This is a genomic window from Kytococcus sedentarius (assembly GCF_041937525.1).
Classification (GTDB): domain Bacteria; phylum Actinomycetota; class Actinomycetes; order Actinomycetales; family Dermatophilaceae; genus Kytococcus; species Kytococcus sedentarius_A.
Map to the genome: position 1 here is coordinate 836,226 of NZ_CP169391.1, position 12,422 is coordinate 848,647.

Below are 12,422 nucleotides of genomic sequence, written 5' to 3' on the forward strand. Positions count from 1 at the left end.
CCCGGTGACGGCGGTGTCGTGTGAAAGGAACACCCGTGTCCTCCTCCCCCGCAACCGCCGCGGTCACGAAGCCGGCCCGTCGTCGCTGGCTTCCCTCCTTCGGCATGCAGATCCTCCTGGGCCTCGTGATCGGCGTCGCCCTGGGCGCCGTCGCCCGCGGCCTGGGCGGTGACGCCGAGAACCCCAACTGGCTCACCGAGACCCTGAGCATCGTCGGCAACACCTTCATCACACTGCTCAAGACCCTGGTGCCGCCGTTGATCTTCCTCGCGGTGGTCGCCTCCATCGCCAACCTGCGCGACCTGGGCAACGCCGCCCGCCTGGCCGGCCAGACCCTCCTCTGGTTCGCCATCACCGCGCTGGTCTCGGTGACCATCGGCATCGTGCTCTCGCTGGTGACCCAGCCGGGCCGCAACACCTCGGTCTCCCCCGACGCGGCAGCCGCCCCGGACGGCGGTGGCTCCTGGCTGGACTTCCTCACCGGACTGGTGCCCACCAACATCCTGGGCCTGTCGGCCGAGGCCGGTGACGGCGGCGAGGTCTCCCTGAGCTTCAACGCCCTGCAGATCGTGGTCATCGCCATCGCGGTGGGGATCGCCGCGGTCAAGGTGGACAAGGAGGCCGAGCCCTTCCTGTCCTTCAGCCGCTCGGCGCTGGCCATCGTGCAGAAGGTGCTCTGGTGGGTCATCCTGCTCGCCCCCCTCGGCACCGCGGGCCTCATCGGTCGCGCTGTGGCCACCTACGGCTGGACCACGATGGGCAGCCTGGGCATCTTCGTGCTCACCGTGTACGCAGGCCTGGCGCTGGTGCTGCTCGGTCTGTACCCGGCCCTGCTGAAGGCCCACGGACTCTCGGTGCGCCAGTGGTTCTCCGGGGCGTGGCCGGCCATCCAGCTCGGCTTCGTCTCCCGCTCCTCGCTGGGCACGATGCCGCTCACGCAGCGCGTGACCGAGCGGAACCTGGGTGTCCCCTCGGGGTACGCCTCGTTCGCCGTCCCCTTCGGCGCCACCACCAAGATGGACGGCTGCGCCGCCATCTACCCGGCCGTGGCCGCGATCTTCGTGGCGCAGTTCTTCGGCCTGGAGCTCGGCATCACCGACTACCTGCTGATCGTGGTCGTCTCCGTCCTCGGCTCGGCCGCCACCGCTGGTCTCACCGGCGCACTGGTCATGCTCACGCTCACCCTGTCCACGCTGGGCCTTCCCCTCGAGGGCGTGGGTCTGCTGCTGGCCGTCGACCCCATCCTCGACATGGGTCGCACCGCGGTGAACGTCGCCGGACAGACGGTGGTGCCCACCATCGTCTCGAAGCGTGAGGGCCTGCTCGACCGCTCGCTGTTCGATGCGGAGCGCGGCGCCGTCGCGTACGCCGACGAGGACCTGGCGCAGGACGCCGATGCTGCAGAGCAGGCACCCGGTGACGCCGCTGGCGTGGAGGAGCCCAGCACTCGCGAGCCCGCCGGGACCTGACCCGGGCCGGCCCCGTCGGGCACCCTCCCGACACGCCGAAGGGCCCGGACCCCATCGGGGGATCCGGGCCCTTGGCGTGTGCCGGTGCGGCGGTGCGGGCTCGCCTCAGATGTTGAAGCCGAGGGCGCGCAGCTGCTCGCGGCCGTCGTCGGTGATCTTGTCCGGACCCCACGGCGGCATCCAGACCCAGTTGATGACGTGGTGGGTGACCATGCCCTCCAGCACACCGGCGATCTGGTCCTCGATGACGTCCGTCAGCGGGCAGGCCGGGGACGTGAGGGTCATGTCGATGACGGCGCTGCCGTCCTCCTCGACGGTGGTGCCGTAGACCAGGCCCAGGTCCACGACGTTGATGCCCAGCTCGGGGTCCACGACGTCACGCAGGGCCTCGGTGACGTCCTCTGTGCTGGCTGCCGCAGTCTGCGTGCTCATGCCTGTGCTCCGTTCGTCGGTACTTCACTGTCCTGCTGCTCGCCGGTGATGTCCACCCCGGCGCGGGCGAGGGCGTCGGTCAGGGCGGTCCATCCCAGCAGCGCGCACTTCACGCGTGCCGGGTACTGGGACACCCCCGCGAAGGCGACGCCGTCGCCGATGAGCTCCTCGTCGCCGCCGTACTGGCCGCGCGAGGTGAGCATCTTCTTCATCTCCGCCAGGCTGCCGGCCACCTCGGTGGCGTCGTGGCCGATCGTCTCCTCGGTCATCACCGAGGTCGATGCGGTGGAGATGCTGCACCCCATCGCGTCGTAGGAGACGTCCACCACCTGCGGCGGCTCGGTGGTGGTGTCCACGTGGACGCGCACCGTCACCTCATCGCCACAGGAGGTGTTCACGTGGTGGGCCTCCCCCTCGAACGGCTCGCGGAGCCCGGCGTTCTGCGGGTTCTTCGAGTGGTCGAGGATGATCTCTGCGTACAGGTCCATCAGGCGGGAACCTCCATCATGCTGCCGAAGACCTCCGGCACACGGTCCAGGGCGGTGAGGAACGCGTCCACGTCCTCGCGGGTGGAGTACACCGAGAAGCTCGCACGCGTGGTGGCCGGCACCCGCAGCGCGCGGTGCAGCGGCCACGCGCAGTGGTGACCGGTGCGCACGGCGATGCCGGAGTCGTCCAGCACCTGCCCCACGTCGTGCGGGTGCACCCCATCCACGGTGAATGAGACACAGCCGACGCGCTCGGCCACGGGGCCGTCACCGGTGCTGGTCGGGCCGATGACCGTCACCCAGGGGCGCTCAGCCAGGCCGTCGAGGGCGTACTGCACGAGCTCCCGGTCGTGCTGGGCCACCCGGTCCATGCCGATCTCCTCGAGGAAGTCGAGGGCCGCGCCGAGGCCCACGGCCTGGCTGGTCATGGGCACCCCGGCCTCGAAGCGGGCCGGCGGCGGGGCGTAGGTGGAGCCCTCCATGCGCACGATCTCGATCATGGAGCCACCCGTGATGAACGGCGGCATGGCCTCGAGCAGCTCGTAGCGGCCCCAGAGCACACCGATGCCGGAGGGGCCCAGCACCTTGTGGCCGGTGAAGGCCAGGAAGTCCACGTCCAGCGCGGCGACGTCCACCGGCAGGTGCGGCACCGACTGGGCGGCGTCCACCACGGTCAGCGCACCCACGGCCTTGGCACGGGCCACGAGGGCGGGCACGTCGGCCACGGCGCCGGTGACGTTGGAGACGTGGCTGAAGGCCACCACCTTGGTGGTCTCGTCGACCACCGTCTCCAGCGCGCCCAGATCAAGCCGTCCGTCCGACAGCAGGGGCAGCCAGCGCAGGGTGGCCCCGGTGCGGCGGGCGAGCTCCTGCCACGGCACGAGGTTGGCGTGGTGCTCGGCCTCGGTGGTGACGATGGTGTCGCCCGGGCCCAGCCGGAAGCGCTCGGCCACGGCCGGGTCGGCGCCCTCCATGGCACCGGCGGCCGCCGCGTTGGAGAACGCGTAGGCCACCAGGTTCAGGGCCTCGGTGGCGTTCTTGGTGAACACCACCTCCCGGGCCTGCCCGCCGATGAACCGGGCCACCGTCTCCCGGGCGCCCTCGAAGGCGTCCGTGGCCTCCTCGGCCAACTGGTGCGCACCCCGGTGCACGGCGGAGCGGTGCTGGGTGAGGTACTCCCGCTCGGCCTCCAGCACGGCCAGCGGCTGCTGACTGGTGGCCCCGGAGTCCAGGTACACCAGCGGCCGCCCGCCGCGCACGGTGCGGGCGAGCACCGGGAACTGCTCGCGCAGCTCCCGGAGCTCGGAGGTGGTCAGTGCCGACACGCTCAGACCGTGGCCTGCAGGTAGCGGTCGTAGCCCTCGGCCTCCAGGCGGTCGGCCAGCTCCGGGCCACCCTCCTCGGCCACGGTGCCGTCCACGAAGACGTGCACGAAGTCGGGGGTGATGTAGTTCAGGATCCGCGTGTAGTGCGTGATCAGCAGCACGCCCATGTCCGAGGCCTCCTTGGAGCGGTTGACGCCCTCGGAGACGATGCGCAGCGCGTCCACGTCCAGGCCGGAGTCCGTCTCGTCCAGCACGGCGATCTTCGGCTGCAGCAGCTCCATCTGCAGGATCTCGTGGCGCTTCTTCTCGCCACCGGAGAAGCCGGCGTTCACGTCGCGCTCGGCGAACTCGGGCTTCATGCGCAGGTCGGCCATCGTGTTCTTGACGTCCTTGACCCAGGTGCGCAGCTTGGGGGCCTCGCCGTCCACGGCGGTCTTGGCCGTGCGCAGGAAGTTGCTCACGGTCACGCCGGGCACCTCCACCGGGTACTGCATGGCCAGGAACAGGCCGGCGCGGGCACGCTCGTCCACGCTCATCTCCAGCACGTCCTCGCCGTCGAGGGTGATGGATCCGGAGGTCACCTGGTACTTCGGGTGGCCGGCGATGGAGTAGGCCAGGGTCGACTTGCCGGAGCCGTTCGGGCCCATGATGGCGTGCGTCTCACCGGAGTTGATGGTCAGGGTGACGCCCTTGAGGATCTCCTTGTCCTCACCGTCGTCCGTGCTGACCGAGACGTGCAGGTCCTTGATCTCCAGGGTGCTCATGTGTGTCCTTCTCTCAGATGTGGGTCGCGGTGTCAGTCCGCGAGGGTGACGTAGATCGAGGGGCCGTCGAGGCGTACGCGGTGCACGGCCACCGGCTTGGTCGCCGGCAGGCTGAGGGGGTAGCCGTCGTTCAGGTCGAACTCCGAGCCGTGCAGCCAGCACTCGATGGTGTCGCCGATGACCTCGCCCTCGGCCAACGAGACGTTGGCGTGGGTGCAGGTGTCGTCGATGGCGTGGACCGTGCCCGCGGAGTCGCGCACCACGGCCACCCGGCGGCCACCGAGCTCCACGACCGCGCCGCCGACGGCGGGCAGCTCCTCGAGCGTGCCCACCAGGTACTCCTCGGCCTGCCCGGCGGGGATGGCGCCGGTCGCCGGCGCGTCGGAGGTGCCCGCCATCAGACGATCGCCTCGTCCGAGGACGCCGCCTCCGCCGCGTCCTCGAGGTCGGTGATCTCCTCGGCCTCGGAGGGCTCGAAGCCGAGCTCCACCTCGATGGCGCGCATGATGCGGCTCGTCACCTCGGGCACGCCGATGCGGCCGACGATGTCGGCGAAGAAGCCCCGCACCACCAGTCGGCGGGCCTCGTCCTCGGGGATCCCGCGCGCCATCAGGTAGAAGAGCTGCTCGTCGTCGAACCGGCCGGTGGCGCTGGCGTGGCCCGCGCCCTCGATCTCACCGGTCTCGATCTCCAGGTTCGGCACCGAGTCGGCGCGCGCCCCGTCGGTCAGGACGAGGTTGCGGTTCATCTCGTAGGTGTCGGTGCCCTCGGCCTCGGCGCGGATCAGCACGTCACCCACCCACACGGTGCGTGCGGTCTCACCCTGAAGCGCGCCCTTGTAGAGCACGTCCGAGTGGCACTTGGGCGCGTTGTGGTCCACGAACACGCGGTGCTCCTGGTGCTGGCCGGAGTCGGCGAAGTAGACGCCGAACAGGTTGGCCGAGCCACCGGGTCCGTCGTAGGAGACGTTGGTGTTCAGGCGCACCAGGTCGCCGCCCAGGGTGACCACGATGTGGCGGAAGCTCGCATCGCGGCCGATGCGGGCCTCGTGCTGGCCGGTGTGCACCGCATCGTCCTCCCACTCCTGCAGGGAGACCACGGTGAGCTGCGAGCCGTCGCCGGCGATGACCTCGACGTTCTCGGTGTGCTCGGCCGTGCCGGTGTGGTGCAGGATCACCAGACCCTGGCTGTGACGGCCGGCCTCGATGACCACGTGGCCGTTGGAGCGGCGCCCGGCGCCCTGGCCGTCGATGCGCACGACGACCGGTTCGGTGAGCTCGGCGTCCGCGGGGATGCGCACGTGCAGGGCCTCTGCCGTGCCGGCGGAGGCGACGGCCGCCGCGCGATCCTCCGGCACGAGCACGGTCCCGCGGGGCGCCTGCCCCGGGGCCAGCGTGCCGGCCACGTGCTCCTCGGAGCTGAGCTCGTAGGTCACCGCCGGCGTCGCGCCCGCGGTGTCCGTCTCCTTCTCCGTGAGCAGCGAGCCCAGGCGGTCCAGCGGCGTGAAGCGCCACTCCTCCTCGCGGCCCGACGGCATCGGGAAGTCACCCGGGGTGAAGGAGCGCAGGCGCTCGGCGCGCGAGGCGTCCGGCACCCCGTCGCCCACCAGCTGGCTGGCGGGGTCGGTGTGGCTGGCGGCGGGAGTGAGACCGCCGGTGGCGTTCTGCGCGGTGTCGTGCGTGTTCTCGTCGGTCTTGCTGAGCAGCGACATCAGCCGACGGCTCCTTCCATCTGCAGCTCGATCAGGCGGTTCAGCTCGAGGGCGTACTCCATGGGCAGCTCGCGGGCGATGGGCTCCACGAACCCGCGCACGATCATGGCCATGGCCTCGGTCTCGGAGACACCGCGGGACATCAGGTAGAACATCTGGTCCTCGGACACCTTGGAGACCGTGGCCTCGTGGCCCATCTGCACGTCGTCCTCGCGGATGTCGACGTAGGGGTAGGTGTCGCTGCGGGAGATCTGGTCCACCAGCAGGGCGTCACAGACCACCGAGGACTTGGAGCCGTACGCGCCCTCCGCCACCTGCACCAGGCCGCGGTAGGAGGTGCGGCCTCCGCCACGGGCCACCGACTTGCTCACGATGGAGCTGGTCGTGTGCGGGGCGTTGTGCACCATCTTGGCGCCGGCGTCCTGGTGCTGACCCTCACCGGCGAAGGCCACCGACAGGGTCTCGCCGTTGGCGTGCTCCCCCATCAGGAAGACGGCCGGGTACTTCATGGTCACCTTCGAGCCGATGTTGCCGTCGATCCACTCCATGGTGGCTCCCTCGGCGCAGGTCGCCCGCTTGGTCACCAGGTTGTACACGTTGTTCGACCAGTTCTGGATGGTCGTGTAGCGCACCTTGGCGTTCTTCTTGACGATGATCTCCACGACCGCGCTGTGCAGCGAGTCCGACTGGTAGATCGGGGCGGTGCAGCCCTCCACGTAGTGCACGGAGGAGCCCTCGTCGGCGATGATCAGCGTGCGCTCGAACTGGCCCATGTTCTCGGTGTTGATCCGGAAGTAGGCCTGCAGCGGGATGTCCACGTGGACGCCCGGCGGCACGTAGATGAAGGAGCCACCGGACCACACGGCCGTGTTGAGCGCCGAGAACTTGTTGTCACCGGAGGGGATGACACTGCCGAAGTGCTCGCGGAACAGGTCCTCGTGCTCGCGCAGGGCCGTGTCGGTGTCGACGAAGATGACGCCCTTCTCCTCCAGGTCCTCCCGGATCTGGTGGTAGACGACCTCCGACTCGTACTGTGCCGCGACACCCGCGATGAGGCGCTGCTTCTCCGCCTCCGGGATGCCCAGCTTGTCGTAGGTGTCCTTGATGTCCTGGGGCAGCTCGTCCCAGGTGGTGGCCTGCTTCTCGGTGGACTTCACGAAGTACTTGATGTTCTGGAAGTCGATGTCCGAGAGGTCCGAGCCCCAGTGGGGCATTGGCTTGCGGTCGAACAGCCGCAGGGCCTTGAGGCGCATGGTGCGCATCCACTCCGGCTCGTTCTTGCGGGTGGTGATGTCCTCCACCACGGCCTCGGACAGGCCACGCTGGGCGGTCGAGCCGGCCTCGTCACTGTCTCGCCATCCGTACTCGTAGCGGCCCAGGTCCTTCAGGCCCGGGTTCAGCTCCTCGATGTGGGAGGCGCCGCTGGGGGTGCCATCGGCAGTCGTGGTCATCGTGACCTCTCCTCGGTGGTGGGGTGGGTGGTCGTGTCGGAACCCTGCGGGCGGCTGGTCACCGTGGCCGCAGGGACGAAGGTGGTGCAGACGTGCCCGCCGGCCGGCAGGGTCTGCAGGCGCTGGACGTGCACGCCCAGCAGCTCGGAGAAGGCATCGGCCTCCGCCTCGCACAGCGCGGGGAAGGCCTCTGCCACGTTCTGCACCGGGCAGTGGCCCTGGCAGAGCTGCAGTCCGCGGACCTGCGGCACCTCGCGCACGGACGAGGCGAACCCGTCCTCGCGGAGCGCCGCCGAGAGGGCCGCGGCACGGTCCAGGGGGTCGTCCCCGGCGCGCTCGACCTCCTCGGCGTACTGGGCCACCAGGCGGCGGGCCCGGTCACGGGCGTACTGCTCCACCGCCTGCGGACCCTGGGTGTCCTCCAGGAAGGACAGGACCTCCAGCGCGACCGCATCGTAGGCGGTCGGCAGGGTGGCCTGCCCCTCATCGGAGAGGACCCAGGCGCGGGCCGGCCGTCCGCGCCCCCGCTGACCGGGGGTGCTGGCATCGTGCTCGGTGATGGTGCCCTCCGCGGCCAGGGCATCGAGGTGACGCCGCACCGCCGCGGGGGTGAGGTCCAGCTGGCGCGAGAGCTCCCGCGCCGTGATGGGACCGTCCTGCGAGACGGCAGAGCGCACCCGGTCCCGGGTGGTGGTCGCCTGCTCGCTCATAAACACAACAACAGTGTGCGCTAATTGACAATTCCCGTCCAAGGTAGGCCTGCCTCACCCGCATTCGCCCCGCCGGGGGGCCGAAGTAGGGTTCTCCCCGTGCCCACCCCCTCCTCCCCCGCGGTCAGCTTCGATGACGTGCGCCTCCTGCGCGGCGACCTCGCGGCCCTGGACGGCCTCACCTTCCACGCGCCCGCCGGCGCGGTCACCTGCGTGCTCGGACGCAACGGGGCGGGCAAGTCCACGATGGTGGAGACGGCCATGGGACTGCTGCGCCCCACATCGGGCAGCGTCCGTGTGCTGGGGGTCGAGCCCTGGGGCGCCCCTGCGGAACACCGCGGGCGCGTGTCGGTGTCGCTGCAGGACGGGGGCCTGCCCACCGGGGTGCGGCCCTCGGTGCTGCTGGCCCACCTCTCCCGGCTGTACCCCGAGCCCCGGCCCTGGCAGGACCTGTGGCGGCGACTCGGCATCCAGGCCTTCGACCGCCGCATCATCCGCCGACTCTCCGGCGGGCAGAAGCAGCGCGTGGCGCTGGCCGCGGCCCTCGTTCCCCGGCCTCGGGTGACCTTCCTGGACGAGCCGACCGCCGGGCTCGACCCGCACAGCCGGCTGGACGTCTGGGACGTGGTGCGCCGCATCGCCCAGGAGGGAGCGGCCGTGGTGGTCACCACCCACAACTTCGAGGAGGCCGAGCGGCTCGCCGACCACGTGGTGGTCATCGATGCCGGCCGCTGCCTGGCGCAGGGAACACCCGCCGAGGTCTCCGAGGGCGGAACGTTGGAGGAGCGCTTCTTCGCACTGACCGGGCGGGAGGTGGCCCCGTGAGCAGCTCTGCCTCCCAGCGGGTGCTGGCCCAGGGCCGCTACGAGACCGGTGTGCTGCTGCGCAACGGTGAGCAGCTCCTGGTCTCGATGGTGCTGCCCCTGCTGGCACTGCTCGCGCTGGCGTGGACCTCCGTGCCTTCATTGGGCGCCGGTTCCCGCATCGACCTCGCGGTCCCCGGCGTGCTCGCGCTGGCCGTCATGTCCACCGCGTTCACGGGGCAGGCCATCGCACTGGCCTTCGACCGGCGGTACGGGGTGCTGCGGCTGTTCGGCACCACCCCGCTGGGCACCGGCGGGCTGGTGGCCGGCAGGGCGCTGGCGGTGCTGGCGGTGATCGCGCTGCAGGTGGTGGTGCTGGGCGCGGTGGGCCTGGCGCTCGGCTGGCGGCCGGAGCCGGCGGGCGTCCTGCCGGCGCTGGTGGTCGGCGTGCTGGGGGCCGCGGCGTTCGTGGTGCTGGCGGTCCTGGTGGGCGGTCGGCTGCGGGCCGAGGCGGTGCTGGCGGTGGCCAACCTGCTGTGGGTGGTCTTCCTGGCCCTCGGAAGTCTGCTGCCGAGCGAGCGGTTCGGTGACCCCTGGGCGCAGCTGGTGAGGCTCACCCCATCGGGCGCCCTGGGGGACGGCCTGCGCGCGGCCCTCGCCCACGGGCAGTGGGACCTCGGGGCGATGGCGGTGCTCGGCGCCTGGGCGGTGCTCGGCGGGGTGGTGGCCACGCGCATCTTCCGCTGGTCGGACTGACGCGCGGCTGGCCCTGCGGGCGGTCGGCGCCGCGTCGGGGTGCCGGCGGGGCGTCCACGACAGGACGTAGGATTTGCCCCCGTGAGCACCCCCTCCCCCACGTCCCCCCGTCCCGCCCCGGCCTTCTCCGGGGGGTTCGGTCAGCGCGCCTGGCGGTGGCTCGGCACCATGGTGCGGCCGCTGCTGTGGCTCAACCTCGCCGTCGAGATCGGCATCGTGCTCACCGGTGGTCTGGTGCGCCTCACGGCCAGCGGCCTCGGCTGCCCGCGCTGGCCCGAGTGCCACGAGGGCTCGATCACGCCGGTGGTGACGCCGGAGGACGGCTGGCACCCCTACATCGAGTTCGGCAACCGCACCCTGACCGGCCTGGTGGGCATCGTGGCGTTGCTGCTGACCCTGGCCATCATCGCCCGCGGGGGCGAGCGCCGGGCGCGCCAGCTGCCGTGGGCGATCGCCGTGCTGGTGGGCATCGTGGTGCAGGCGGTCCTCGGGGGGATCACGGTGCTCACCAGCCTGCACCCGGCCACCGTGAGCGCGCACTTCCTGGTGTCGATGGTGCTGGTGGCCGCGTCCGCAGCGGTGCTGTGGTTCGACCGGACGGCCGAGGCGGTCATGCCCGAGCCGCTCCCCCGCCCCGTGAACGTGGTGGCCTTCTTCACGGCCTTCATGGGGGGCGTGGTGCTGCTGCTGGGGACCTTCGTCACCGGCGCGGGCCCGCACTCCGGTGATGCGGACGAGCCGGCCCGCTACCCCTGGGACCCCAAGACCATGAGCTGGCTGCACGCGGACTCCGTGATGCTGTTCTGCGGCCTGGTCGTGGCGATGCTGCTGGCACTGCACCTGCTGCGGGAGTCCTCCCGCGAGGCGCGGACCGCGTGGTGGGCAGTGCTGTTCGTGAGCCTGGCGCAGGGGGCGCTGGGGTACGTGCAGTACGCCCTGGCCGTGCCGGCGCCGATGGTGTGGCTGCACATGCTGGGCGCGTGCCTGCTCACCTGGGCGCTCACCTGGGCGGTGCTGGCCGTCCGCCGCTGAGCTGGCCGGGCGGCGGGGTGTCCGTGTGGCACCTCTCCCCTTCCTGTGTGGCACGCCGGTTGCCATGACCGGTCCCCGTGTGACGTACCGGCTGCCAATACCGGTCCCCGTGTGACGTACCGGCTGCCAGGGCGACCGCTCTGCCACACGGCAGCGCTTCCATCCCGGGCATCCGCTGCCGGGCCGGGGCCGGGCGGGGTGGACTGTTCGTCGCTGTTGGGGGCGGGGTGGACTGTTCGTCGTAGTTCGGGCTCTCAGGCTCGATGTGGCCCCAACCGCGACGAATGGATGCGGCGGGGCCCCAAGAACGACGAATGGATACGGCGGGCCCCAGGAACGACGAATGGATGGGGGCGAGTCCCTGCAAGGGCCCGGGCGGGGTGGACTGTTCGTCGCTGTTGGGGGCGGGGCCAACTGTTCGTCGTAGTTCGGGCTCTCAGGCCCGATGTGGCCCCAACCGCGACGAATGGATACGGCGGGCCCCCAAGAACGACGAATGGATGGGGCAAGGCGGTCGCGCGCGGCCCGCCAGCCCGGGGACTCAGCCCAGGCCGGGCAGCGCCCAGTACACCAGCGGATCGATGGCCACGGCCATGAACAGCACACTGACGTAGCTGATGGAGTAGTGGAACAGCCGCATCGGCTTGATCTCCGCCTCGGACAGCCCGGCCCGTGCACCGCGCAGCAGGGTGTGCGACTCGGTGAGGAAGAGGCCGCCGGACAGGACGGCCACGACCGTGTAGAGCCACCCCATCGGCGCGACGGGGATGAGCACCAGCGAGGTCAGCACGGTGGCCCAGGCGTAGAGCACGATCTTGCGACCCACGGCGACGTTGTCCTCCAGCACCGGGAGCATCGGCACTCCGGCGTTGGCGTAGTCGTCACGGAAGCGCATGGACAGCGGCCAGTAGTGCGGCGGGGTCCAGAAGAAGACGAACAGGAAGAGCACCAGGGCCGGCCACTCCACCGTGTTGGTGACCGCCGACCAGCCGATGAGCACCGGGATGCACCCAGCGACCCCACCCCAGACGATGTTCTGGCTGGTGCGGCGCTTGAGCACGATCGTGTAGAACCACGCGTACAGCACGATGGCGCCGAACGACAGGGCGGCCGACAGCCAGTTCACCAGCAGGCCCAGCCACAGCACCGAGGCGACGCCCAGCACGGCACCGAACACCAGTGCGTTCCGGGGACTGATCTGACCCGTCACCAATGGGCGGTTGCTGGTGCGGTGCATCTTGGCGTCGATGTCGCGGTCCAGGTAGCAGTTCAGGACGTTCGCGCTGGAGGCCGACAGGGTTCCACCGATCAGCGTGGCGATCACGAGCCACCAGCTGGGCACCCCACGCTCGGCCAGGAACATCACCGGGAAGGTGGTGATGAGCAGCAGCTCGATGATGCGGGGCTTGCACAGGGAGACGTAGGCCCGCACGGTGGACATCCGGTCGGTGTCCGCGGGGGTGAGGCCGGTAGCCGTCACC

General features: G+C 70.8%; 13 protein-coding genes. 4 read left to right on the forward strand and 9 right to left on the reverse strand.

The genetic code is table 11. The features are described 5' to 3' along the window. The first annotated feature begins 35 nt into the window (after positions 1-35). Positions 36-1,469 carry a dicarboxylate/amino acid:cation symporter gene (locus ACEY2A_RS03920; protein ID WP_374929570.1) on the forward strand — a complete coding sequence of 478 codons (1,434 nt, stop codon included), beginning with the start codon at positions 36-38 and terminating at the stop codon, positions 1,467-1,469. 105 nt (positions 1,470-1,574) lie between these two features. Here ACEY2A_RS03920 and ACEY2A_RS03925 read toward each other — a convergent pair whose 3' ends face one another. The 8 genes from ACEY2A_RS03925 to ACEY2A_RS03960 are packed head-to-tail and all read right to left on the reverse strand — an operon-like array spanning position 1,575 to position 8,350. Further along, positions 1,575-1,901, reverse strand: coding sequence for a metal-sulfur cluster assembly factor (locus ACEY2A_RS03925; RefSeq protein WP_374929571.1), 327 nt, complete (start codon positions 1,899-1,901; stop codon positions 1,575-1,577). After that, on the reverse strand, positions 1,898-2,389 hold the full coding sequence (sufU, locus tag ACEY2A_RS03930) for a Fe-S cluster assembly sulfur transfer protein SufU (RefSeq protein ID WP_374929572.1): 492 nt from the start codon (positions 2,387-2,389) through the stop codon (positions 1,898-1,900). Before sufU ends, ACEY2A_RS03925 begins: the two co-directional genes overlap by 4 nt. After that, positions 2,389-3,714: an aminotransferase class V-fold PLP-dependent enzyme gene (locus ACEY2A_RS03935; protein ID WP_374929573.1), complete on the reverse strand. Its 1,326-nt coding sequence runs from the start codon at positions 3,712-3,714 to the stop codon at positions 2,389-2,391. Before ACEY2A_RS03935 ends, sufU begins: the two co-directional genes overlap by 1 nt. A 2-nt stretch (positions 3,715-3,716) precedes the next feature. Next, entirely contained in the window at positions 3,717-4,478 is a 762-nt protein-coding gene (gene sufC, locus ACEY2A_RS03940) for a Fe-S cluster assembly ATPase SufC (protein ID WP_374929574.1), read from the reverse strand. A gap of 32 nt (positions 4,479-4,510) precedes the next feature. Next, positions 4,511-4,876 carry a non-heme iron oxygenase ferredoxin subunit gene (locus ACEY2A_RS03945; protein ID WP_374929575.1) on the reverse strand — a complete coding sequence of 122 codons (366 nt, stop codon included), beginning with the start codon at positions 4,874-4,876 and terminating at the stop codon, positions 4,511-4,513. Continuing rightward, a complete protein-coding gene (sufD, locus tag ACEY2A_RS03950; protein ID WP_374929576.1) occupies positions 4,876-6,189 on the reverse strand; it encodes a Fe-S cluster assembly protein SufD in 1,314 nt (437 codons plus the stop codon). The genes ACEY2A_RS03945 and sufD overlap by 1 nt, the downstream gene beginning before the upstream one ends. Next, on the reverse strand, positions 6,189-7,640 hold the full coding sequence (gene sufB / locus ACEY2A_RS03955) for a Fe-S cluster assembly protein SufB (RefSeq protein WP_374929577.1): 1,452 nt from the start codon (positions 7,638-7,640) through the stop codon (positions 6,189-6,191). Before sufB ends, sufD begins: the two co-directional genes overlap by 1 nt. After that, positions 7,637-8,350, reverse strand: a complete 714-nt coding sequence (locus ACEY2A_RS03960) for a helix-turn-helix transcriptional regulator (protein WP_374929578.1) — start codon at positions 8,348-8,350, stop codon at positions 7,637-7,639. The genes sufB and ACEY2A_RS03960 overlap by 4 nt, the downstream gene beginning before the upstream one ends. A gap of 99 nt (positions 8,351-8,449) precedes the next feature. Here ACEY2A_RS03960 and ACEY2A_RS03965 point away from each other — a divergent pair, with 99 nt between their 5' ends. From ACEY2A_RS03965 to ACEY2A_RS03975, 3 genes are all read left to right on the forward strand, one after another. Beyond that, on the forward strand, positions 8,450-9,175 hold the full coding sequence (locus ACEY2A_RS03965) for an ABC transporter ATP-binding protein (RefSeq protein WP_374929579.1): 726 nt from the start codon (positions 8,450-8,452) through the stop codon (positions 9,173-9,175). Further along, positions 9,172-9,909 carry an ABC transporter permease gene (locus tag ACEY2A_RS03970; RefSeq protein ID WP_374929580.1) on the forward strand — a complete coding sequence of 246 codons (738 nt, stop codon included), beginning with the start codon at positions 9,172-9,174 and terminating at the stop codon, positions 9,907-9,909. Before ACEY2A_RS03965 ends, ACEY2A_RS03970 begins: the two co-directional genes overlap by 4 nt. 81 nt (positions 9,910-9,990) lie before the next feature. Further along, positions 9,991-10,941 (forward strand): heme A synthase, encoded by a 951-nt coding sequence (locus tag ACEY2A_RS03975; RefSeq protein WP_374929581.1) that lies wholly within the window; start codon positions 9,991-9,993, stop codon positions 10,939-10,941. Between the two features lie 541 nt (positions 10,942-11,482). Here the strand turns inward: ACEY2A_RS03975 and ACEY2A_RS03980 are convergent. After that, a complete protein-coding gene (locus tag ACEY2A_RS03980) occupies positions 11,483-12,421 on the reverse strand; it encodes a heme o synthase (protein ID WP_374929967.1) in 939 nt (312 codons plus the stop codon). Position 12,422 lies beyond the last annotated feature (1 nt).